Here is a 24,866-nt window from a genome sequence, read left to right as displayed (position 1 = left end):
TGTAAAACGTTTGATTAATAAATAAATACAGGAATGTGGAAAGGCTTAAATATAATGTGGGTATTTTTGTAAAGAACTAAAATTTTCTCTGATGGTGCCGATAAAGTGAAATATTGTCATTTTATCTTACCAAAAGAGAAATAATATGCAGAAACTTCGAAATTATTCTATTCGTGCTGTGATGCTAATATTGTTAGGTATTCTAGGCATGATATTAGTCAGTGTAAGCTTATATAGTGTATGGTCATTATCTCGAATGTCAGATGGAAATACACTTGATAGACAATTAGTTAAACAAATGACGGTGTTGAGTCAGGGGAACGACCAATATTTTCGCGTTGTCACTCGGCTGAGTCGAGTTATGGAAACCAAAAAATCAGGAGAGAAGTCTGATTATTCATCGGTGAAAGAAGCGATGGACAATATGGAACACTATCTGAATGAAATGAAATCCATTTCGCCAGGCCCAATGGATAAGCAAATTTCTGATCAAGTGATTAAAACATGGCAAGCGTTATTAAATGAGGGGGTGACGCCACAATTAGCGCTAGCAATCTCAAATGATATGGCTGCATATACTCAACATTCCCATGATATCACTCCTGCTTTGAGTCGTTCATTTGGTGAAGCGATTACTCTGTTTAATCAAACGGCAGAACAAATGATTGAGCATACGCGTGATGTGGTGGATGAATTAATGCAAACCACGTTAATCGTCATTATTACAGCGGCATTATTGGGAATATTGATTGTTATTTTTACCGATCGCTATCTTGTCAACATGCTCCAAAAACCACTCGATTTACTTCGCCAATATTTTGCACAAATAGCAAAGGGTAATTTAAGTGAGCCTATTAAGCCATTTGGGCGAAATTGTGTTGGTAAACTGTTTCCTTTACTTGATGAGATGCAAAATAGCTTACGTGAGGCGGTAACAACAATCCGTGCGGGGAGTGATAATATTTATCGTAGTGCTGCTGATATCTCTAAAGAAAATCATGACCTTTCATCACGCACTGAAGAGCAGGCCGCAGCATTGGAAGAAACGGCAGCGAGCATGGAACAAATAACCGCTGCGGTAAAACTTAATATGGAAAATGCCCATCAAGCGAGTGAATTAGCAGATGTTGCATCAACAATGGCAAATCAAGGCGATTCCATGATCAAATCGGTTGTTTCCACGATGGATGAAATTGATGATAGCTCAAAAAGAATTGCTGATATTATTAGTATTATTAATAACATAAGCTTTCAAACTAATATACTGGCACTCAATGCGTCCATCGAAGCAGCTCGTGCGGGAGTGCACGGACGGGGCTTTATGGTGGTTGCCGATGAAGTTCGTAAATTAGCGAGCGACAGTGCCGATGCCGCTAAAGAAATTGAACGTTTGATTGATAACTCAACTTCTTGTGTTGTAAAAGGCACACAGCTAGTGAATGAAATGGGAAGAACAATGGAAAATGTTCTGGAAAGTATTAATCAAGTCACAACCCTGATGAAGCAAATAGCTGACGCTTCTGATGAACAAAGTAAAGGTATCTCTCAGGTGAGTGTGGCGATCCATCAAATGGATGGTGTAACCCAACAGAATTCAGCTTTAGTTGAGCAAGTCGCAACGGCTGCAAGTTTACTGGAACAACAGACAGAAGACCTACAGCAATCGGTGAAAAAATTTCACTTAACAAAAGAGACTATACAGTCAGCGGCGAATCTCTCGATACCCCTATAGTCATCATTCTTTTATTCCAAGAAGGCTGCGTATTATGACCATGACTTAGCTTTCTTGGAACAAAGTCACCAGGTTATGCGTAAGTTATTTTGATCTGTTTTATATAAGTTTCGGCATCGGCAATGGCTTTTTCTTGGGTTGTTGCATGTGTAATAACGTAACCTAAACGACTATAACTATCTTTCAGCGAACCAACTTTTAAAGGCGTAGGAACAAAATTAGATAATAATGGCTGGGATGATAGAAATGTGGGTTTAATACGGTTAATTATTCCGGCTTTATCCGCTGTTAAAAATCGAATCGAAGCATAACATTTTTCTGGCGTTAACTGAGGGGTATATTCCATATCTTTTACGAACTGGGATAAATAGCAATGTACAAGGTCGAACCCTGTCGCGATTTGACACAGTTTATCGATCATTCCTCCTGCAACCCGTGGATTGATTTCAATCAGTGTGATGGAATCATTCTGTAATTTAAACTCGACGTGTACGACGGTATGAGATAACCCAATGTGTTTAAGCCAATTAATTAAGGTGGTTTTAATCTCAGGGTAGGAGGGTAATTCACAAGGGAAGTCATGACCTACCTCGACGGAATATTGCCCTGTCGTTGTATATTTTTTGGTTATTCCCAGTATTTCCCATTGATTTGAGGAGGTATCCCAGTAGGCCTCGGCACTATATTCATCACCATGAATAAATTCTTCAATAAGATAATCTGAAGATAATTCGTAGCCACGTTGATTAACCCTAAAGTGACAGATCTCTTGGATTGCGTTGGTCAGTTCTATAGGCGTATGACAAATCGTGACTTTACTGCTACCACTATCGTCGCAAGGTTTTACGACCAATGGAAATGATAGATTTGAGGTATCGATAGTGTCCTTAATATTGATAACATGATATTGAAAACCTTGATGGTATTGGCTCAATCGTTCACGAGTCTTTTGCTTATATCGGCATAACACTAAAGGTTTAATTGGCGGTGAAGGTAAACCTAATGCATGGGAAGCCGCTGCGGCAGTAATTAATCGATAGTCATCGAACGCGACAATACCATAAGTTGGATAATTCATGGCATGATTAATGACCGCTGTAAGGCTATCTGTATTTACCTCAGCGACATGATCGACAACGTTTAATGGATTGTCTGCAATATGCTCATAGAACGAGCGCTGTTTGGTCAATAATATTGTCTGGTAACCTGCATTTTTTGCTATCTGAATCGCCCTTACGCCAGTTCCTGAGAGATTACACTCTAGAAATATAATCGCTTTCATGACTTTTCCTTTTAGTGAGTAAACCTTCGATAGAGAATAAAGAAATCAGCATTAGGCATGAGCTAAATGGAATAAGGACGTGCAACTGATAGCGATCTGCCATAATTCCCATATAGGCACCACCAGACTCGGCTAATCCCCAGAAAAAGATGCATAGAGAGAGTGATAATTTTTTATTTTTAAAAGGGCATTTTTCTATAGATAGGCTGTTGTTGTAGGGGCTCCAAATTAACTCACTTAGCGTAAATAGTATGATTAATAAATACAGGCTTAAAGCTGACTGGAAATCAAATAGCAATAGCAAGATAGACACGAATACTAGGCTTAACTTATAAGTAATAATCTGTCTTTTAGTACTTTGCTTTGACAGTAAAGAGGTTGATTTCACTTGTAACAATATGATGAGTATCGCGTTTAATGCAAATAGTGAAGAAACGGAGACATAGCGAATAGTCTCGTTATGATTCGCTTCAAAGTGAAAGGCGAGATTCCTGAGTATTAAACCAATCATAAAAAAAGAGATTGAGCTATAGCAAACAAATAGCACCCACTCAGAAAAGGTTGCCACCACTTTATCGTTATTTTGCTGATTACTATGACTGTGTTTCACATTGTTTAATGTGCAAGAATAGAGCGATGATGACAGCATGACGACAGCTGGCAGGATAATAATTCCCGAATAAAAGCCATGATAAAACCATTCACCTATCACTCCGCCAATTGCAGATGAAATATTGACGGCAACATTTAGAATCGAAAAATTTTTAACACGTTCGGCGTGATTATTATTTTCAGCAATAAAAAGACTCGTGCAAACATTCGCAATAGAAAAACCGGCGCCAATGATGGCGGAAATAAACATAATGGCTATGACGTCAGTCATCGCATAGATAGATAGAAGGGATATAGCCGCAACAAGATAACTAAATATTAATGTCAGTTTATAACCGATAGCATCAATAATATAGTGCGTGAATAATGAACATGCTCGACTAATAAATAGAAATATAAATAAAATAACAGCCACGTTTTCTTCACTAATACCTTTATAATTTATAAGGTAAATTGAATAGAAAGGTAAAAAACTATAAAAAGATAGGCCAGAAAGAAAACGCGACGTAATTATTTTATTTATCATAGAAAACCTTTATGCTTATCTATCGTTTCAAAGATGGATTTTATTTGATTAATCATTTCATGATTAATATTAGAGCTAGTGACAAAACGAACAGTATTTGCAGTCCATGCCGTCGCTAATACACCGTATTCTTTCAATTTGTTGACTAGAGCATCCGCATTATGACTTTTTATCATGACAATATTTGTTTCAACGGGATAAGCGAGTTGAAAATATTTAGTGCATATTAATTCTAGACTTTTAGCATTTATATGATCACGTTCTAGACGGGAAGAGTAATTTTTTAATTTGTTTAATGCGATGGCAGCCATCAGCCCTGATTGGTGTAGTGCTCCACCATACCATTTTCTTATTTTTTTGGCTTTATCAATCTCATCTTGTCTTCCAATAAGCATAGAACCAAACGGCGAACCAACGCCTTTAGATAGGCAAAGATTTAGCATATCAATGTGTTCAGTATATTTTTTAGGTGAAATACCGAGCGATACACATGCATTTAATACGCGCGCACCATCTAAAAAAAGAGACATTTTTCTTTCATCACATAACATTCTTAATTGGGATATTTCATCAAGCGGAAAAATCATTCCTCCATAAGTGCTAATACTACTTTCTATTGATATAATTTTAGGTGTAGCGTATAAATTTGACCAACGAGCTTTATTATTGAACGCATTTAATACGTCAGACGTTGTTAATATGCCACTTTTAGTGTGCACATTATTAATCACTAGGCCATTTAATGCCGCAGTTTGTGAGGACTCAAAAAAACAAACATGATAACCTACTTCAGTTATCAGCTCTTCCCCTGGTTTTGATAGTACTCGCAAAGCAACTTGATTACTCATGGTTCCGGAAGGCATAAATAGCGCGCTTTCTTTACCAAAAAGGTCGGCAATTTTAAATTCCAGCATTTTGACATAACGGTCTTCATTATAACAATCATCACCGATGTAATCATAATTTATATCCAGTAAATCTTCAGGCTTTAATTTTGTCAATGTATCACTTCGAAGGTCAATGAGTTCCATATATAGTTTTATTCCTAATTATTTTAAGTTGAATCATTATGGGGGTATTTCTCGGTCATAATAGGAATAAATTATTTTTATGAATCTATAAATAATATTTTTACAAAACAAGTTTTTATTTTTTATAACAAGGTAATTGTGAGCGGTATCATGCTTTATGATTTATAATTAGTTGTAATTTAAATTATTTTAATAAGTTAATATCCAAATTAATAGATGTCATATATATTTTTAATCTCACCATTATTCAAAGTGAATAAGGTGATCTTTTTAGGGGCGATTAATTAATTCGAAGCATCATTAAATCATCACCTGAGCATATGAGTGGCAGTTTTTATGACATCTAAATGTATAGCACCAGGGGTTGAGGTCTGTCGATTATGCGGGGGATAAAAGAATTTATCGGCTAACGCTAACAATATACGCTGATTTATCTACTATCTGTGCTGTGGTTGATTTGATTTTTCGCTGCAATCTATATGCGATATGCTCAAAGCGAGATCGAAATGTGATAAGTCAGTGAGCGAACGATGAGAGTGTGATGGGAAACGATATGATATGATCGTGATGATCTTCAAGTGGCTTCTTGAGAGGGCTTATTGTCAGCAGGATCAAGCTATCGCATACCAATAGAAAACGATTTGCGGATAAGCATAGATGGCTTAACCCCTTTTGAAGGTAGTTGATGCCGAAAGGTTTAACGACAGCCCTTTTACCTTGATAGAGTCATGTGTGGCTTCATTTTTCCTATCATGGTAGATATCGCGCGGTTTTACAAAATAGTCTCTAGTATGCAGCGGAACATGCGAGGTATTTTCAAATTGCTGAAGGCCGCAACGTGAGCACAATAAATAGCATCAATCGATATTCAGGTGGGGAGAGGTTATCAATAGTGAGATGACTTATTTAGGTCATAAAAAAGCACTTCCTGAAAACAAGAAGTGCTTCTAAAAACACGGCATTAACCGACTAGGATTAGTTCATGCCGTATTTTTTCAGTTTCTTACGCAGCGTACCGCGGTTGATACCCATCATCAGGGCTGCACGGGTCTGGTTTCCACGGGTATATTGCATAACCATGTCCAACAAAGGCTGCTCTACCTCAGCCAATACCAGCTCATATAAATCGTTAACATCTTGATTGTTTAATTGAGCAAAATAGTTCTTCAGTGCTTGCTTAACTGAATCACGCAATGGTTTTTGAGTTACTTGATCTTGTGAATTTACAGTAGCAACGGTTAGTACGTCAGAATTTACGCGTTGTTCGAACATAGTTCTGTCAGCTCTTATCTTTATTTACGCAAAGTATTCAAAAAATGCTTCCAACACCTCCAGCTGTTCGCTGGCGTCCTCAATGGCGTTGAATGAGCGCCGGAACTGGTCATCAGGTGCATGCTCCTGCAAATACCAAGAGACATGTTTGCGCGCTATACGGGCTCCTTTGCCTTGACCATAAAAGTCGTGCAACTCCTGTACATGCGCTATCATAATGCGCTTCACCTCTGCCATTGGCATGGGGGGCAACATTTCACCTGTGTCCAGATAATGCTGGATTTCCCGAAAGATCCAGGGTCTTCCCTGAGCCGCTCGTCCTACCATCAGGGCATCCGCCCCTGTGTAATCCAAGACAGCTCTGGCTTTAAGCGGGTCAGTAATGTCGCCATTGGCAATAACCGGAATGGCAACAGTCTGCTTAACTGCCCGTATATTGTCGTACTCCGCTTCACCATTGAACAAACAGGCACGCGTCCTGCCGTGAATAGTTAATGCTTGAATACCACAATCTTCGGCCAATTTGGCAATTTCTATGCAGTTTCGTTCTTCAGGTGACCAACCTGTGCGGATCTTCAGTGTGACAGGAACATCAACTGCTTTCACTACCGCCGACAGGATAGACTCTACCAAGTCGGGATAACGTAAGAGTGCTGAACCCGCAAGCTTACGATTCACTTTTTTAGCTGGACAGCCCATATTGATATCGATGATTTGGGCACCACTCTCAACATTAATCTGAGCTGCTGCGGCCATTTCATCGGGATCATTGCCAGCTATTTGAACGGAACGCACCCCCGGTTCATCGCGATGAACCATTCTAAGTCTCGATTTGTCTGTCTTCCAAACCTGTGGATTAGAAGAAAGCATTTCTGAGACTGTCATACCCGCACCCATGTCATAACAGAGGGACCGGAATGGTCTATCTGTTATGCCTGCCATGGGGGCAGCAATAAGACAGTTTCGCAACTGATATTGTCCGATTCGCATAACTAAAGGGGGCCATACTGTGACTGCAAGGGCGCGTATATTACGCATTTTTTTCGAGATATGAAAGGACAAACTTTGAGCAAACCGTTATTTATTACTAATTTTTTTATCTTGATTTTTTCAAGAAACAATTATTAGTCTTATATAACAACTGGTTAAGTGAATTTATAGCAAATCCACAAAAATCATTGTTGACCTGTTCAAATCTCAAGCAGGATAGAAAATCACCAGCAGTTGAACAATATTTGAGCTATAAGATAATCTATTCCCGCTTCAATTTCAAAGAAATTATTCACTGATTTTTATTATAAATTTATCAAAAACGCTTGACACCAGTGATACGACACCACTCCTCTTTTTCTGCGATAGGGTCTATTGCAAATAGCTCACGATATGCGTCGGCAACGCCTTCTGCTTGTGTAGCCAGAACACCTGAAAGCCCTAATAAACCGCCTGAACGTGGCAGTACGCTGATCATAGGTGCTAACTCACGTAATGGGCCGGCTAAAATATTCGCGACGACCACGTCAGCTTGTAGCTCTTTTGGTTGATCCTTAGGTAAGTAGAGTGATAAGCGTTCTGAAACACCATTGCGTTCAGCATTATCACGACTGGCGATTATGGCTTGAGGATCGATATCGATCCCAATGGCTTGCGCTGCACCGAGTTTCAAGGCTGCGATGCCAAGAATGCCGGATCCACAACCAAAGTCGATAACGGTTTTACCTTCAAGATCGAGTCCGTCTAGCCACTCTAAGCATAATGAAGTGGTTGGGTGAGTTCCCGTGCCAAAAGCAAGGCCGGGATCTAACATCACATTGACGGCGTTGGGATCAGGAACATCTCGCCAGCTTGGACAGATCCAAAGACGTTGCCCAAAGCGCATTGGATGAAAATTGTCCATCCATTCTCTTTCCCAATCTTTATCTTCAAGTTGTTCGATTTTATGAATGAAGCCTTTTTCGAGAAGAGGGCTGTTCTCTAATTGTGCAACAACCCTTTTCATATCCGTTTCTGCATCATAGAGGCCAATAACATCAGTATCCCCCCATAAACGCGTTTCTCCAGGGAGCGGTTCGAATACTGGGGTGTCATGGCTATCTTGAAAGGTAACCGAAACGGCACCGCTCTCAATGAGTTCATCGCCAAGTGCTTCGGCGTGTTGTCCAGTTGAGTTAAGTCTTAGTTGTATCCAAGGCATAGTGATTCTCTTTTTACTTAATTTTTTGCGGGCGTAGCCAATTGATTGGCTGCCGATTGTACTGGATTTTTACCGAAAAGATTACCAATAATAAAAGCAATAAGGCTAAATACCAATGAAGGTACAATGGCATGAAAGCCTAACAGCTCGATTTTAAATGATGCCAGTAGTGCATAAGAGACACCGCCAACGACCATACCGCTGATAGCACCTTTACTATTGGCTTTTTCCCAATAGAGGCCTAGCACAAGTGGCCATAAAAAGACGGCTTCCAGTCCACCAAACGCCAATAAGTTAAGCCAAATAATCATTTTTGGCGGATCCCATGCGGCAAAGAGCAGCAAAGCACCCAGTATCAAGGTTGAAAAACTGGAAATACGAGCCAGTTTTTTCTCATTTCGAATTTGTGCTGGCGCCGCACTTAAATAGATATCTTTAACTATGGTTGCTGATGATTGCAGTAGTTGTGCGTTGATGGTGGACATGATCGCTGCCATTGGCGCCGCTAAAAAAATACCGGCCGCAAATGGGGGCAATACTTGTACCATCAATGTCGGGATAACCTGATCAGGGATAGTGAGGTCTGGCAGAATTGCACGGCCTAATGCTCCGGCAAAGTGCATACCAAACATCAACATTGCCATGACTATCGTGCCTAAAATAATACCACGATGAACAGCTTTACTGTCTTTATAGGAGATACAGCGCACTGCGGTGTGTGGTAGCCCGATAACGCCAAAGCAAACTAAAATCCAGAAAGACGCAAGGAAAGGTGCGCTCAAAATATCATCGGCGCCTTCTACTGATACCAATTTAGGGTCAATGGTCTGTATTTTTCCGACTGCTGCACTGAGTCCACCGGCATGGTAGATAATGGCGACGAGTAAAATCACTGTTCCTAGCAGCATAACAAGGCCTTGTAAGGCATCATTGAGCACACTAGCACGGAAACCACCAATCGCGGTATAGAGCGCGATTGAGACACCAAAAATGATTAAGCCATAGGTATAAGGGATACCGGCTGCGGTTTCGAGCAATCTGGCTCCCCCAATAAATTGCACGGTCATCGCACCGAAAAAAGCCACCAGCAGGCTGAGGCTTGCAAACCAGACTAAAAAGCGGCTTTGATAACGTGCATACAACATATCATTCAATGTTACGGCATTATATCGGCGAGCTAAAATAGCAAATTTTTTACCAAGTACGCCTAACGATAACCAGATCGCGGGTAATTGGATCATCGCCAGTAGCACCCAGCCTAAACCGTATTTATAGGCAGCTCCTGGTCCACCAATAAAGGAACTGGCGCTCACATAGGTCGCGGTGATGGTCATTGCAAGTACAAAGCCACCCATCGAACGATTACCGAGGAAGTACTCATTGAGGAAAGCTCCCTGTGTGCGTTTGCGATAAGCGTACACAGATAGCAGAAATACCAAAGCGAGATAGCCTATTAGAGGGAGTAGGACTTCAGTCTGCATCCTTGTCCTCCAATGGAATATCTTTAAAAATAATGTTGACCATCATAATACACAGTAAAATGAAAATGATGGGTAGAATGAGACAGGACCATTCAAACCATACAGGTAAGCCTGTAATTCCAATGGTATTGCTTGGAAGATAGGCACAAATCACCCACCCAATTAAATAGGCGATGGTCAGATAGAATGACCAGCGGGCTTCCTTATTTGATTGAAGAAAACGTTTATCCATACGTATTTCCCCCTCATAGAAATAAAAATAATCAGCGATTGTACGACAAACCTAGGGATGTGTGTAAAAAAACCGATAAAGGCTATTGAATATGTTCGATTTGTCATCGAATAATATGGCGTGTATGTAGGGTAATAGGGATTATTTGTCTACGAATAGAGAGAGGATAAATAGAATTGACATCGCGAAGATAGCGAACGCAGTGATGTAGAGAAAAAGTGCACTATCAATTTTTAGTCCATTGTTTTGATAAGAGCGTGAAATATGTCTTTTGCAGCTAATGATACCCAGTAGCGTGATAGCAATCAGTGCAGCAGAAAACATAAGCCATGACGACGCTAATAATCCCAAGCGAAAAAAAAGCAATCCATTGATCGCCAATAGCAGTAAAGTTCGGCTCCAAGCTTGTTGTGTTCTTTCTGGTTGTAAGCCAGGGTCACGCATCACTATACCTATAGTAAGATGTAAAGTAAGGAAATTAAGGCAATAGAGACAATAAACAGGCTCATCATGGTGAGAAAAGAGGTATATTTCAAAGGTTCCTCTTTACGCATTGCAATCTCGTTTTGTCGCCAACGATACAGTGCCATGATTGCGGTAATGCCGCCAGCCGATGACAGAAAAAGCGCTAATAAGGTTTTTAACCAAGAGTCTTGCAGTAGCTGTTCGATAGCGATTGCCCCTGCTAACAAGGCCAATGCGGTTCTTATCCACGCAAGGAAGGTTCTTTCATTTGCTAGGGAAAAGCGGTAGTCCGGTGTTTTGCCAATATTTTTCCAATCATGATGTTTGAAGGCCATGGCGATTATTCACTGTGTTGGTTGGATTGATTGTAATGAATGACTATATTAAATAGCTCTTGCTCATGATGCAAAAAAATACCGGAAAGGGTGTTTTCCGGTATTTGATGAATGAAAGAATTATTTTAGTGATTCAGAATATTATTCTTGAATACCTAATTTTTTCTCCAAATAGTGGATGTTAGTACCACCTTTTTGGAAGTTTTCATCATTCATGATCATTTGGTGTAGTTCAATGTTGGTTTTGATACCATCGATGATAAGCTCATTCAGTGCGTTTTTCATACGCACAATCGCAATTTCACGAGTTTCACCATAGGTGATCAGCTTACCAATCATTGAGTCATAATATGGAGGCACGGTATAGCCTGCATAAATATGGGACTCCCAACGCACACCAAAGCCACCCGGAGAATGGAAACGAGTGATCTTACCTGGGCTAGGCATAAAGGTGTTTGGATCTTCTGCGTTGATACGGCATTCAATCGCATGACCGTGAACAACGATATCTTCCTGTTTGACAGACAACGGTAAGCCTGAAGCAACACGTAGCTGTTCTTTAATTAAGTCAACACCCGTAATCATTTCTGTTACAGGATGCTCAACTTGAATACGGGTGTTCATCTCAATAAAGTAGAACTCACCGTTTTCATACAGGAATTCGAATGTTCCCGCACCGCGGTAGCCGATTTCGATACAGGCATTTGCACAACGCTCACCGATACTACGGCGAACTTCAGGCGTGATACCCGGCGCAGGTGCCTCTTCAACGACTTTCTGGTGGCGACGTTGCATTGAACAATCGCGTTCTGCTAAATAGATAGCATTACCTTGGCCATCAGCCATAACTTGGATTTCAACGTGACGAGGGTTTTCAAGGAATTTTTCCATATAAACCATATCGTTGTTGAAAGCCGCTTTAGCTTCGGCACGGGTTAGGCTGATTGATGAATCTAAGTCTTTTTCATGGCGTACGACACGCATACCACGACCACCACCGCCACCCGATGCTTTAATGATCACTGGGTAACCGATACGCTGTGCGATAGCTCGGTTTTTGTCTGTATCGCTGCCAAGAGGGCCATCGGAACCGGGGACGCAAGGTACACCTGCAAGTTTCATCGCCTCGATAGCGGAAACTTTGTCGCCCATTAGGCGGATGGTTTCAGCTTTAGGTCCGATAAAAATAAACCCTGAACGCTCAACTTGTTCTGCAAAATCAGCATTCTCAGACAGGAAACCATATCCTGGGTGAATAGCTTGAGCACCTGAAATTTCTGCCGCTGAAATGATAGCGGGAATGTTCAGGTAGCTTTTTGTGGATGCGGCTGGACCGATACAAATAGTTTCGTCAGCCAACAACACATGTTTTAGATCACTATCTGCCGCGGAGTGAACGGCTACGGTCTTGATACCTAATTCTTTACAGGCTCGAAGAATACGTAGTGCGATTTCGCCACGGTTAGCAATGACAATTTTTTCCAGCATGGAAACGCCTCGTTATTCGATAACAACCAACGGCTGGTCATATTCAATTGGCTCACCGTTCTGTGCCAGGATTGCTTTCACAACACCTGCTTTTTCTGCTTCAATTTGGTTCATCATTTTCATCGCTTCAATGATGAAAAGTGGATCGCCAACATTGACAGTTTGTCCAACTTCAATAAATGGTTTTGCTTCTGGACTTGGTGAGCGGTAGAAAGTACCAACCATTGGAGAGCGTACTTGATGACCCGATACAGCCGCAGGTGCGGTGGATGGCGTTGCAGCAGGTGCTTCTTGAGCCGGTGCAACAGCCGCTGCTAATGCAGGTTGTGCAGCTGGAGCTGAATAAAATTGTTGAGGTGCCGACATAACCTGAGAAGTCGCTGAAACACGGCTGATACGTACTGATTCTTCACCTTCAGAAATCTCCAGTTCAGAAATGCCAGACTCTTCAACCAGCTCGATCAGCTTTTTAATTTTACGAATATCCATGGATATGATTCCGTACTCTTATATTTGGATTTAATTAATTGATGACAGACGGTTAACCGCTGCCTGTAACGCGAAACTGTAACCATCAGCGCCAAGACCACAAATTACGCCGACAGCTTTATCGGAGAGATAGGAGTGATGGCGAAATGGTTCTCTGGCGTGCACATTAGACAGGTGAATCTCGATAAACGGGAGTGCAACTGCTAACAATGCATCACGCAGGGCAACACTTGTATGCGTGAATGCAGCTGGATTAATCAGGATAAAATCGACGTTATCCTTTGCTGCATGAATTTTATCTATCAATTCGTGCTCTGCATTCGACTGAAAATGACTCAATTTTACGCCTAGATGTTCCGCTTCCGCCGTTAGTTTGGAAACTATGTCTACTAGCGTGAGATTGCCGTATTTGTCAGGCTCTCTAGTACCAAGTAGATTTAGATTCGGTCCATTGAGGAGTAAAATGTGAGTATCTTCTGTCATTGTGTTGCTAACTCCGACGATATGTCAATAACCTGACAACATAACCTGATGTTGATGGTTTGTCATCTTTTATCATAAAAATAAATGAAATCTTTACGGATAAAAAACACTATTATAATTATTTCGTGGCATATGACAGCAAAATACTGGTCTTATCAGAGAAATTACCCGAACTTATTTTTTGAATTGTGCGGCAATCCAAATTTTTGAATTTATCCGCACACGTTGTATTTTATGCACTTAAAACATTAACAAGTGTACGCCCTGTAATCTGATTTTTTAAGAACTTTTGTGCATACTCGATGGATTGTTCCAAAGTGATTTCGCATGTGATATGCGTATAAAATGACTCAGGAAGTAATTGAGAAAGGCGCTGCCACACTGCTGGGCGTTTTGCGGCAGGGTAATAAACAGAATCGATACCTTGTAGACGAATATTACGCAATATAAATGGCATGACGGTGGTAGGAAGTGAAAAACCGCCCGCCAGGCCACAAGCAGCAACGGCACCGTTGTAGTGCGTTTGTGCCAGTATATTTGCCAGTACATCTCCGCCAACGGTATCGATAGCCCCCGCCCAATGTTGTTTGTCTAAGGGTTTCGCGGGCGACGTAAATTCACTGCGAGGTAACACGCTTTTGGCACCGATTTGCTGCAAGTAATCACTATTTTCTTGGCGACCAGAAATCGCGACCACATCGTAGCCAAGGGATGATAATAGTTGGATTGCGGTGGAACCAACTCCTCCACTGGCTCCACTGACGATCACTTCCCCTTTATCTGGCGTTATCCCCGCATCCTCTAATGCGTTAACGCACAGCATGGCTGTAAAACCGGCAGTGCCAATGATCATGGCTTGGCGTAATGACAGATGTTCAGGAAGCGGGGTGAGGAAATTAGCAGGCACTCGAGCCCGAGTTGCGAGTCCACCCCAATGTGTTTCGCCTACGCCCCAACCGGTGAGTAAAACATGTTGCCCAACGCTAAAACGAGGATCCTCGCTATGATGTACCACACCCGAAAAATCAATACCAGGCACCATGGGATATTGGCGGACAATACCGGCTTTGCCATTGATGGCTAAGGCATCTTTATAATTTAATGTAGACCAATGAATATCAACGATAACATCACCTGCGGGGAGTTGCTCGGTAGGAATGGTCTGTATTTCGGTTGTTAGCTGGTCATTTTCTTTCTGTAGGACGAGGGCTTTCATACTTCGCTCCTAATTTTATATGGGAATTTTCCGAGTAAAATTGAGTATAATTGATGATATCAACTTTAGTACTTTCATCGATGTTAATTAAGTTGTGATGGTAGTATTGTTGTTATTGTAATTAATTTGTAAAAATGTAATTTTTTCTGGCATAAATACTGTTTTATCGTGCAGAATATCACGTTAAGAAGGTTTCTGTTTGTGTATAGGTAATATTACATAGGTCATTTGGTGGTTTATGTAACTAACATACAGAAAATGCACATATTTAGCTGTGAAGTTGGTCGATGTGCAACAATAAAAAAATAACAAGAAATTTATTTGAACTTGTAGCTATAAAAACTTGTCAACACAGGGTGGAACAGAAGACGGCGTATATAACAACCAAAGAGCGATTAGCTGTTGATAGATTTATTCATTCATAAATAAGTTAAATTTACTCACCAATTAATGGCTATTTTTAAAGGTTGTTATCTGCTTCGTTTTCAAAAGAGGCATGTACAGTAATTTATACTGTAACAACAGATGGATTAACCATATTTTTTGAAGCGGCTCATTAACGCCTTGAGACAGCTTCAAGTGGTTGGTAGAGTAGACGGGTTTTTATTCGTCCCCAGCTTGCAGGATAACCCTTTCGTTATGTTTAAAAAATTTCGTGGCATGTTTTCTAATGACCTGTCAATTGACTTGGGTACGGCCAATACCCTCATTTATGTCAAAGGACAAGGCGTAAAATTAAATGAACCTTCTGTTGTCGCTATTCGCCAAGATCGTTCTGGCACGCCAAAGAGCGTCGCAGCCGTAGGTGGTGAAGCTAAGCAAATGCTGGGGCGTACACCAGGCAATATTTCCGCAATAAGACCGATGAAAGATGGTGTTATTGCTGACTTTTTCTTAACTGAAAAAATGTTGCAGCATTTTATCAAACAGGTGCATAGCAATAGTTTTCTTCGTCCAAGCCCACGAGTGTTGGTTTGCGTACCTGTTGGTGCAACGCAAGTTGAGCGTAAAGCGATTCGTGAATCCGCGTTGAGCGCAGGCGCACGTGAAGTCTTTTTGATTGAAGAGCCGATGGCAGCCGCAATTGGTGCTGGCTTACCAGTTTCTGAAGCAACGGGTTCAATGGTGGTTGATATTGGTGGTGGCACGACTGAAGTTGCTGTTATCTCATTGAACGGTGTTGTGTATTCTTCTTCTGTTCGCATTGGTGGTGACCGCTTTGATGAAGCAATCATTAACTATGTGCGTCGCAATTATGGTTCTTTAATCGGTGAAGCAACGGCTGAGCGTATTAAACACGGCATTGGTTCAGCTTATCCAACTGATGAAGTCTATGAAATTGAAGTGCGTGGACGTAACCTTGCTGAAGGTGTTCCTCGCGGCTTCAAAATGAACTCAAATGAGATTTTAGAGGCATTACAAGAGCCACTAACGGGGATTGTTAGCGCTGTGATGTTAGCATTAGAGCAATGTCCTCCTGAATTAGCTTCTGATATTTCAGAGCGTGGTATGGTATTGACGGGGGGGGGAGCACTGCTTCGCAACCTTGATCGCTTACTCATGGAAGAGACAGGTATCCCTGTTATTGTTGCAGAAGATCCTTTAACTTGCGTTGCTCGAGGTGGTGGCAAGGCATTAGAGATGATCGATATGCACGGCGGTGATCTGTTTAGCGAAGACTAAATAACGCCATAGGCAAGCTGGGGTTGTTACCCCAGCTGCTGCTTTGCCTATTTTTGTTCCTCTGAATTTAGTGAAACTCAGCCATACATGAAGCCGATTTTTAGGCGAGGGCCATCGCTCCAGTTGCGTATTTTTATTGCTGTCATTGCCGCAATAGCACTGGTAGTGATTGACCATCGTTTTGAGCCTTTCAATAAAATCCGTAACTATTTAGACACGGCGGTCAGCCCATTTTACTTTTTGGCGAATGGCCCGCGTCAGTTTCTTGATAATGTGTCGGAAAATTTCGCCTTACGAGAGCAACTTCAATTTGAAAACAAGGCATTACGTCAAGAGTTGCTATTAAAAAAAGCCGATAGTCTTTTGTTAGAGCAACTCAAGCAAGAAAACTCACGTCTTCGAGAGCTTCTCGGGTCGCCCCTGCGCCAAGACGAACATATGATGGTGACTCAGGTCATTTCTGGTGCCAATACCCCTTATCGTGATCAAGTCGTTATCGACAAAGGTGAGAATGATAACGTCTATGAAGGTCAGCCCGTTATCAGTGATAAAGGTGTTGTGGGGCAAGTTGTTGGCGTCAGCCAGTTTAGTAGCCGTGTTTTATTGATTTGCGATACTACGCATGCCCTGCCGGTTCAAGTGTTACGTAATGATATTCGTGTGATAGCCGCCGGTTCTGGCTGTGCAGATGATTTACAGTTAGAGCCACTACCTGAAAATACCGATATTCGTGTTGGTGATGTACTGGTGACGTCAGGGCTTGGTGGGCGTTTCCCTGAAGGATACCCAGTCGCTGTTGTCTCAAACGTGAAGCATGATACTCAGCGAGCTTATACGATCATTAGTGCGCGCCCGAGTGCTGAGTTACAACGCTTACGTTATTTGTTGCTATTATGGGGTAATGACAATGATACCGTTACACCATTACAGCCTTCTGAGGTATATCGTGCTGCGAATGAGCGTCTGATGAAGGTGCTCCCACAGGTATTACCAAATCCTAGTGAAATTCAGGGACCACCATTACCTCCATCACTGTCTCAGGAAGCCCAACCATAAAGGAAGGTGCAATGGCTATGGGTAAAAGAGGGTAAGCTAAATGGATGAATATCGTGGTAATGGTCGCAGTATTATCTGGATCTCTTTTTTCATCGCATTGATTTTACAAGTGATACCATGGCCTGAACAATTTACGTTTTACAGGCCATCGTGGCTATTGTTGATCTTGATTTATTGGGTGATGGCGTTGCCACATCGTGTCAGTGTTGGCACAAGCTTTATTCTTGGTATCATCGTTGATTCTATTCAAGGTTCAGCGCTAGGGGTTCATGCCCTTTCTTACAGTATTATCTGCTATCTTGTCTCTTACAAATACCAGTTACTGAGAAATATGGCGCTGTGGCAGCAAGCCTTAATGATTGTCTTACTGACCGTGATATTGGATATGACGGTATTTTGGGCAGAATTTGTTTCTTCACAAGTATTATTCCACCCACAAGTATTCTGGAATAGTCTTGTGAATGGTATCCTGTGGCCATGGTTGTTTTTGCTATTACGGAAAATTCGCCGTCAGTTTTCAGTGTGTTAAGATTTTAGCGGCGGGCAATTATCTCTAGGATATCGTTTATGAGTTATATCTATTTAGCTTCTGGTTCACCACGAAGAAGAGAATTAGTGCAATTACTGGGTTATCACTTTGATATATTGAGCCCTGTCGTTGAGGAACAATGGCAAGAGGGTGAAACCCCAGAAGCTTATGTGCAACGTTTGGCTCGAGAAAAATCACAGGCTGGCGTCAAAATAGCCGCCAACGATTATCCTGTCATTGGCGCTGATACAATTGTTGTTCTTAATAATCAAATTTTAGAGAAGCCCCGTAACGAGCAACATGCGCAAGAAATGTTGTTATCCCTTTCTGGCAATACGCACCAAGTGATGACCGCTGTCGCAATCTCAAACAAGGATCACACATTGACGCATCTCGTTGTGACAGATGTGACGTTCCGCGAATTATCTGTAGCGGAAATAAAGGATTATATCAAATCAGGGGAGCCAATGGATAAAGCCGGTGCATATGGAATACAAGGAAAGGGGGGATGCTATGTTAGGCGAATTAATGGCAGTTACCATGCGGTTGTCGGTTTACCTTTAGTAGAAACAGATGAATTAATACAACGATTTTTAGCGCTAAGTGATGGTAAGGGGATGTCATGACTGCTGAGTTATTAGTAAATGTTACACCATCTGAAACGCGCGTAGCTTATATAGATGGCGGTGTTTTGCAAGAAATACATGTAGAGCGAGAAGCAAAAAGAGGAATTGTAGGGAATATTTACAAAGGTCGTGTGAGCCGTGTGTTGCCCGGTATGCAGGCGGCCTTTGTTGATATTGGTCTCGATAAAGCCGCTTTTTTGCATGCGTCTGATATCATGCCACACACTGAATGTATTGCGGGTGAAGAGCAGAAAAACTTTCATGTTAGAGATATTGCGGAACTGGTTAAGCAAGGACAAGACCTCATTGTCCAAGTGGTGAAAGATCCGCTAGGAACCAAAGGTGCAAGACTCACCACGGATATTACCTTACCGTCGCGTTACTTGGTCTTCATGCCCGGCGCATCCCATGTCGGGGTATCACAGCGTATCGAGAGTGAAAGTGAACGCGAACGTTTAAAAGAGTGTGTGTCTCAATATTGTGATGAAAACGGTGGCTTTATTATACGTACCGCCGCGGAAGGGGTGGGCGAAGATGAAGTGAAGCAAGATGCCGCTTTCCTCAAACGTTTATGGGCAAAAGTGATTGAACGTAAGAAACGTAATATCACTCGCACTAAAATTTATGGTGAATTGTCACTCGCTTACCGGATAATTCGTGATTTCGCTGGCGCTTCATTGGATAGAATTCGCGTAGATTCTCGTCTAACCTATAAGCAGTTACAAGAATTTATTGATGAATATGTTCCTGAAATGACGGCTAAGCTTGAATTGTATCAAGGCAATCAGCCTATCTTTGATTTGTTCGATGTTGAGAATGAAATTCAGCGCGCAATGGATCGTAAAGTTGAGCTGAAATCGGGTGGGTATCTGATTATCGATCAAACAGAAGCGATGACCACTATCGATATTAATACCGGGGCATTTGTTGGTCATCGTAATCTCGAAGAGACTATATTTAATACCAATATAGAAGCCACTCAAGCTATCGCTCGTCAGTTACGACTCAGAAATTTGGGTGGGATCATTATCATTGATTTCATCGATATGGGTGATTTGGAACATCGCCGCCGCGTTCTGGCCTCTTTGGAACAAGCATTGAGTAAAGATAAGGTGAAAACCACGATTAATGGTTTTTCTCAATTGGGGCTTGTTGAAATGACACGCAAGCGTACACGCGAGAGCCTTGAGCATGTGTTATGTGATGTGTGTCCGACCTGTCAAGGTAGAGGAACGGTTAAATCTGTTGAGACCGTGTGTTATGAGATTCTGCGAGAAATTGTGCGTGTTCATCGTACTATCGATGCCGATAGGTTCTTAGTTTATGCTTCTCAAGCGGTGGTTGATGCACTGATGGGTGATGAATCTCATGCTTTAGCCGAAGTTGAAATCTTTGTTGGTAAGCAGGTTAAAGTTCAGACTGAGTCTTTATACAGTCAGGAACAATTTGACGTCATCATGATGTAGTGTTTACTTGAAGGAGAAACGGGTGAAACGACTGCCAAGAGTAGTATGGATGACCACGGCTATCGTGCTGCTGCTTTGTGCATTGCTGTTAACAGGGCTACGTTTCTTCTTACCGAATGTTAATCATTATCAGCAAGGCATTATTGCTTATATTGAAAAAAATACTGATATCTCACTACAAATTGGTGAGATAGAAGGTGCTTGGCAATCTTTTGGACCTGTTTTTACCTTGAGGGATGTGGTTGTTCATAACCCTGAGGTTGATGCAACAGCCAGCAAAATTGCGATTGAACTGGATATTTGGCGTTCTATTCTTTCTTTAACATGGCGTTTTCGAGATATTACCTTTTATCAACTTGATGTGGATTATAAGGTGCCTTTTAGTTTCGAAGGCAGCGCTGAACCGATCGATAGCGACGGCATTGAAGGGCTATTTTTAAAACAGTTTAATCATTTTACGCTGAAAAATAGCCAACTCACATTTCTCACTCCTTCAGAACAAAAAACGACGCTTATTTTACCTGAGTTAACATGGCTTAATGAACAAGAGCGTCATCGTGCTCAAGGCTTTGTTAGCCTAGAGACGATTAATAAGCAGCATGGTTTTTTGCAGGTCAAACTGGATGTGAAAGATAAAAATGGCATCTTGAGTGACGGCACTGTCTATCTGCAAGCCGATAACATTGATATGCAACCATGGCTTAGCCGGTGGTTACGCGAAAATACAGGATTACGCGACGCTAATTTCAGCTTATCTTCTTGGGTGAGTATTAAAAATAATCGTATTGATAGCGGGTTACTACAGTTACGCCAAGGTGAAGCCAACTGGGGAGAGGCGCCTTTAGCCCAGAACCTACAAGTTAATGATTTATTGATTCGAATGAGAAGACAGGGTGAAGGATGGTTATTTAACATTCCTGAGCTAAATACATTAAAAACAAACGAATATATTTGGCCAAATGGCAGTGTTTCGGTGCTGTATCTTCCCTCATCGATGAAATATAACCAACAAGACCATTGGCGTATCCGAGCTAAAAATATTGAGCTAGAACGCTTAAGTGAAGTATTACCCACGTTCTCATTTGTAACTCCTGAAACGGTACAAGATTGGCAGCACCGCCAACCTAAAGGGGTGTTATCTGCTTTTTCTTTGGATATCACGCCAGAACAACTCGACCATACGCAAATCGATATGGACTGGCAGAATGTTAGCTGGAAAAAATGGAAGCAATTGCCTTCAGTTGACCACTTTACCGGGGTTTTAGTGGGCAATATGCAACGAGGTGTTTTGGATGCCTCACTAGAAAATAGTGAAGTTGACTATGAGCCAGAATTTAAAGCGCCGTTTAAAGTGAGCAAGGCGGTTGGGCGTTTTTATTGGCAAAATGATGACAGCCAGTTCAGACTATGGAGCGATAGCATTGATGTCCAAGCTATCTCAGTCTGGGCTAACGGCCAATTTAACTTTTTAACCTCGAAAAAGCGTGATGAGAGTGACCTGAGCATATTAGCTGGCATTAGTGTGACTGATGCTGGTGATGCATGGCGCTATTTCCCTCAAAAACTGATGGGGCAAGAGCTAGCGGATTACTTATCCAAAGCCATTATTGCAGGGAAAGTCGATGAAGCTACTCTGGTGTTTAAAGGGGACCCTGCACATTTTCCATTTTATGGTAACGATGGACAGTTTCAGGTATTCGTACCATTACATAATGCCACGTTTGAATATGATGAAGGCTGGCCTGCGCTATTTGACCTTGATATTAATCTTGATTTCCAACGTTCCAGTTTGGCGATGCGTGCCGAAAAAGTTAAATTGGGCGATGCGATTGCGACAAATTTAACGGCAGACATTCCTGAATATCAAGATGAGATGCTGTTTATTAATGCGGATCTCGCGGGGACAGGTTCTCAAATTCAACAATATTTCACCACAACACCAATGAAACACTCGATTGGTGACACACTAGACGAATTACAAATTGGCGGTAGTGTGAAAGGGGAGCTTGGATTATCCATTCCACTATCGGCAGGTAAAGAGGTGGTTGCCAAAGGGCAGGTTTATTTAGATAAAAACGACCTATTTATTAAGCCAATTGCGAGCAAACTGACGGCGCTAAGTGGAAGTTTCCAATTCAATAATGGCAACTTAGTTGGCAACAGGTTAGCAGGGCATTGGTTTGGTCAGCCGGTAGCAATAGACTTTTCCACTCAGGATAACCCCAAAAATTATCAAGTAAATGTGGATTTGAAAGGAAATTGGGATCTCGCAAAGATTGCGCAATTACCTGACTCCATAAAACAAAAGCTTGCTGGCAGCAGTGATTGGAGCAGCCAAATTGAAATATTATTACCGAATGCGGCAAGCGAAAAAATGGCACTGAAAGTCGCTTTCAAGGCAGGGCTAGATAAATTAAAAAGTCGTTTACCTGCTTTGGATGACCATTTATTAAAAGAGTTAGGTTCAATGAATGCGACGGCTCAAGGCTCAACGGACCACCTTGTGATTGGCGGTGATATTGGTCAACGTGTTGGTTTTAATAGCCAATGGGATTTGAGTGGAACGAAATTAGGGTTAGATAAAGCGACAGTCGCTCAATGGCAGGGAAAAGCCCCCGAATTACCTAAGTCATCGACGTTATTGGCAGATTTACCGCCTATCACTAACCCAAATTGGTTTAAAACCCTTGATACCCTATTTTCACCAAAACAAAAGAGTCAGCCATTCGATATTCGCTTACCTGAGACGGTGAGGGTGAAAACACCTTCCCTGTCTTTAGGTGGTCAGGCATGGAAAAACATAGATCTTTCATTCAGCTTGTTAGCTGAAGAGCAACTGATAAAGGTTTCAAGCGAAAACCTGAAAGGTGAACTCCAGATCTTTGCTAATCAACCATGGGCACTAAATATCGATTATCTGTATTACAATCCAACCGCATTTCCGGGACAACAAACCACGAGCAATAATGATAGCGCTTCATTTGATTTTAGCTATTGGCCTGAAATGACGATTCATTGCCAAGATTGTTGGGCAGGTGGACAAAAGTTAGGCAAGATCAACGCTCACTTGCTGCCTCAAGGTAATACCTTGCAACTGAGTGGTGGAACATTAACCAATAGCGTCAATCAATTAAAATTAGATGCAGTTTGGCAAAGTGGCCAACAAAATCGGACACAGATTGCAGGCTCACTAAGCGGCGAGCAATTTGATAATACGGCAGCCTACTATGGTGTTTTAGTGCCAATTATTGATGCACCTTATACCATTGACTTTCAATTAAACTGGCAAGATGTTCCATGGTCTCCAGATATTGCCACCCTTGATGGCAAATTGTCGACCAAGCTAGGTAAAGGTGCGATTGCTAAAATGGGCGGGGGAAGAGCTGGACAGTTGTTACGCCTTGTGAGCTTTGATGCACTATTGCGCAAGCTTCAATTTGATTTTCGCGATACCTTCAGTAATGACTTCGACTTTGATTCAATTAAAGGCAGCGCCAAGATCCATAATGGTATCCTATCAACAAAAGATGTATACATTGATGGGTTAGTGGCAGATATTGCGTTAAGTGGGGAAATTGATTTGGTGAAACGCCAAATTAATGGTGAAGCAGTAGTGACTCCCGAAATATCTGCTACAGTAGGAGTAGCAACAGCATTTGCAGTTAACCCATTTGCAGGAGCAGCAGTATTTGCTGCATCAAAAGTCCTTGGTCCGTTATGGAGCAAAATTTCTGTAATACGTTATCGTGTAACAGGAAGCTTGGATGAACCAAAAATTGATGAAGTATTGCGTCAGCTAAAGGAGACTCAAGAGTAATGAAAAATGGCAATGTTGCACTTTTGCAGTTATGCAGCGGTAAAAATACTAAACATAATTTGGCACAGATTGAGCAGCAAATTAAGCAGTTGCCAGAGACTGTTGAGCTAGTATTGACACCTGAAAATGCATTGTTGTTTGCGGATGCGGCGACTTACCGTAAGCAAGCTGAAATAGAAGGACAAGGTCCTCTGCAAGAAGCTATCGCGATGATGGCAAAACGCTATAAGGTATGGATCCTCATTGGTTCAATGCCATTGATTAGCCGTGAAGATCCTGAGCGGATTACGAGCAGCAGTATTTTAATCGACTCCCAAGGAAAAATTCAGGCGCGTTATGACAAAATTCATATGTTTGACGTGAATATTGAAGATGAACAGGGGACTTATAATGAGTCTGTGATTTATCAGCGCGGCGAACACATTACAGTGGTGGATACACCCGTCGGTCGCTTAGGGATGACGATTTGTTATGATCTTCGTTTCCCTGGCTTATTTCAGGCTTTGCGTGAGCAAGGTGCTGAAATTATTTCTGTCCCTGCCGCTTTCACACGTTATACCGGCAAAGCACATTGGGAGCCATTGTTAAGAGCAAGAGCGATTGAGAACCAATGCTTTATACTCGCACCTGCTCAGGTTGGTGTGCATGGAACCCGTAGAACATGGGGACATACCTTAGCCGTTGATGGCTGGGGCAAAGTAATGAAAAAGAATGTTGATGCTGTCGCTTCAACAGTTTTAAATATTCAAACAGAGAGTTTACATGGGATGCGGGAACAAATTCGAGTGGTAAAACATAACCGCTTTAGACCGCAACTGACGTCATTGATTAAAAAAGAAACAGAAAAAGAGTAA

General features: G+C 41.7%; 22 protein-coding genes. 8 read left to right on the top strand and 14 right to left on the bottom strand.

Features of this window, described 5'->3' with window-relative positions; translation table 11 throughout:
* Positions 1 to 145 precede the first annotated feature (145 nt).
* Entirely contained in the window at positions 146 to 1,732 is a 1,587-nt protein-coding gene (locus tag P2E05_RS17100; RefSeq protein ID WP_272657262.1) for a methyl-accepting chemotaxis protein, read from the top strand.
* A 73-nt stretch (positions 1,733 to 1,805) separates the two neighbouring features.
* Here P2E05_RS17100 and P2E05_RS17095 read toward each other — a convergent pair whose 3' ends face one another.
* From P2E05_RS17095 to P2E05_RS17030, 14 genes are all read right to left on the bottom strand, one after another.
* A complete protein-coding gene (locus P2E05_RS17095) occupies positions 1,806 to 3,014 on the bottom strand; it encodes an ATP-grasp domain-containing protein (RefSeq protein WP_272657263.1) in 1,209 nt (402 codons plus the stop codon).
* Positions 2,986 to 4,152, bottom strand: a complete 1,167-nt coding sequence (locus P2E05_RS17090) for an MFS transporter (protein ID WP_272657264.1) — start codon at positions 4,150 to 4,152, stop codon at positions 2,986 to 2,988. Before P2E05_RS17090 ends, P2E05_RS17095 begins: the two co-directional genes overlap by 29 nt.
* Positions 4,149 to 5,183 carry a threonine aldolase family protein gene (locus P2E05_RS17085; RefSeq protein ID WP_269723629.1) on the bottom strand — a complete coding sequence of 345 codons (1,035 nt, stop codon included), beginning with the start codon at positions 5,181 to 5,183 and terminating at the stop codon, positions 4,149 to 4,151. Before P2E05_RS17085 ends, P2E05_RS17090 begins: the two co-directional genes overlap by 4 nt.
* 975 nt (positions 5,184 to 6,158) lie before the next feature.
* Positions 6,159 to 6,455: a DNA-binding transcriptional regulator Fis gene (gene fis, locus P2E05_RS17080; RefSeq protein ID WP_004258438.1), complete on the bottom strand. Its 297-nt coding sequence runs from the start codon at positions 6,453 to 6,455 to the stop codon at positions 6,159 to 6,161.
* A 24-nt stretch (positions 6,456 to 6,479) separates the two neighbouring features.
* Positions 6,480 to 7,445, bottom strand: a complete 966-nt coding sequence (gene dusB / locus P2E05_RS17075; protein ID WP_154624870.1) for a tRNA dihydrouridine synthase DusB — start codon at positions 7,443 to 7,445, stop codon at positions 6,480 to 6,482.
* Between the two features lie 316 nt (positions 7,446 to 7,761).
* Entirely contained in the window at positions 7,762 to 8,646 is an 885-nt protein-coding gene (gene prmA, locus P2E05_RS17070; protein ID WP_272657266.1) for a 50S ribosomal protein L11 methyltransferase, read from the bottom strand.
* Between the two features lie 17 nt (positions 8,647 to 8,663).
* The gene (panF, locus tag P2E05_RS17065) at positions 8,664 to 10,127 is read right to left on the bottom strand and encodes a sodium/pantothenate symporter (RefSeq protein WP_196713633.1); all 1,464 of its coding nucleotides are present in this window, start codon (positions 10,125 to 10,127) and stop codon (positions 8,664 to 8,666) included.
* Positions 10,117 to 10,359, bottom strand: a complete 243-nt coding sequence (locus tag P2E05_RS17060; RefSeq protein WP_154624873.1) for a YhdT family protein — start codon at positions 10,357 to 10,359, stop codon at positions 10,117 to 10,119. The genes panF and P2E05_RS17060 overlap by 11 nt, the downstream gene beginning before the upstream one ends.
* A 141-nt stretch (positions 10,360 to 10,500) precedes the next feature.
* A complete protein-coding gene (locus P2E05_RS17055) occupies positions 10,501 to 10,803 on the bottom strand; it encodes a DUF202 domain-containing protein (RefSeq protein WP_154624874.1) in 303 nt (100 codons plus the stop codon).
* 8 nt (positions 10,804 to 10,811) lie between these two features.
* On the bottom strand, positions 10,812 to 11,159 hold the full coding sequence (locus tag P2E05_RS17050; RefSeq protein ID WP_154624875.1) for a YidH family protein: 348 nt from the start codon (positions 11,157 to 11,159) through the stop codon (positions 10,812 to 10,814).
* Between the two features lie 141 nt (positions 11,160 to 11,300).
* On the bottom strand, positions 11,301 to 12,647 hold the full coding sequence (gene accC / locus P2E05_RS17045; protein ID WP_154624876.1) for an acetyl-CoA carboxylase biotin carboxylase subunit: 1,347 nt from the start codon (positions 12,645 to 12,647) through the stop codon (positions 11,301 to 11,303).
* A 12-nt stretch (positions 12,648 to 12,659) separates the two neighbouring features.
* The gene (accB, locus tag P2E05_RS17040; protein ID WP_154624877.1) at positions 12,660 to 13,136 is read right to left on the bottom strand and encodes an acetyl-CoA carboxylase biotin carboxyl carrier protein; all 477 of its coding nucleotides are present in this window, start codon (positions 13,134 to 13,136) and stop codon (positions 12,660 to 12,662) included.
* Positions 13,137 to 13,166: 30 nt separating this feature from the next.
* A complete protein-coding gene (gene aroQ / locus P2E05_RS17035) occupies positions 13,167 to 13,619 on the bottom strand; it encodes a type II 3-dehydroquinate dehydratase (protein WP_163863012.1) in 453 nt (150 codons plus the stop codon).
* Between the two features lie 232 nt (positions 13,620 to 13,851).
* Entirely contained in the window at positions 13,852 to 14,835 is a 984-nt protein-coding gene (locus P2E05_RS17030) for an oxidoreductase (RefSeq protein WP_154624879.1), read from the bottom strand.
* A gap of 639 nt (positions 14,836 to 15,474) precedes the next feature.
* Here P2E05_RS17030 and P2E05_RS17025 point away from each other — a divergent pair.
* The 7 genes from P2E05_RS17025 (at position 15,475) to nit1 (ending at position 24,866) form a co-directional block, all read left to right on the top strand.
* Positions 15,475 to 16,518, top strand: a complete 1,044-nt coding sequence (locus P2E05_RS17025) for a rod shape-determining protein (RefSeq protein WP_154635575.1) — start codon at positions 15,475 to 15,477, stop codon at positions 16,516 to 16,518.
* Positions 16,519 to 16,605: 87 nt separating this feature from the next.
* Positions 16,606 to 17,574: a rod shape-determining protein MreC gene (gene mreC, locus P2E05_RS17020; protein WP_154624881.1), complete on the top strand. Its 969-nt coding sequence runs from the start codon at positions 16,606 to 16,608 to the stop codon at positions 17,572 to 17,574.
* Positions 17,575 to 17,614: 40 nt separating this feature from the next.
* Complete coding sequence (gene mreD / locus P2E05_RS17015) at positions 17,615 to 18,103, top strand: rod shape-determining protein MreD (RefSeq protein WP_154624882.1); 489 nt, start codon at positions 17,615 to 17,617, stop codon at positions 18,101 to 18,103.
* A 38-nt stretch (positions 18,104 to 18,141) separates the two neighbouring features.
* On the top strand, positions 18,142 to 18,729 hold the full coding sequence (locus P2E05_RS17010; RefSeq protein WP_154624883.1) for a Maf family protein: 588 nt from the start codon (positions 18,142 to 18,144) through the stop codon (positions 18,727 to 18,729).
* A complete protein-coding gene (rng, locus tag P2E05_RS17005; protein WP_154624884.1) occupies positions 18,726 to 20,195 on the top strand; it encodes a ribonuclease G in 1,470 nt (489 codons plus the stop codon). The genes P2E05_RS17010 and rng overlap by 4 nt, the downstream gene beginning before the upstream one ends.
* Before the next feature lie 22 nt (positions 20,196 to 20,217).
* Positions 20,218 to 24,012 carry an AsmA2 domain-containing protein YhdP gene (gene yhdP, locus P2E05_RS17000; protein WP_276122923.1) on the top strand — a complete coding sequence of 1,265 codons (3,795 nt, stop codon included), beginning with the start codon at positions 20,218 to 20,220 and terminating at the stop codon, positions 24,010 to 24,012.
* Complete coding sequence (gene nit1 / locus P2E05_RS16995; RefSeq protein ID WP_249999319.1) at positions 24,012 to 24,866, top strand: deaminated glutathione amidase; 855 nt, start codon at positions 24,012 to 24,014, stop codon at positions 24,864 to 24,866. The genes yhdP and nit1 overlap by 1 nt, the downstream gene beginning before the upstream one ends.

This window comes from Providencia stuartii (genome assembly GCF_029277985.1).
Classification (GTDB): Bacteria; Pseudomonadota; Gammaproteobacteria; order Enterobacterales; family Enterobacteriaceae; genus Providencia; species Providencia zhejiangensis.
This window is presented reverse-complemented; position numbering and strand designations above follow the sequence as displayed.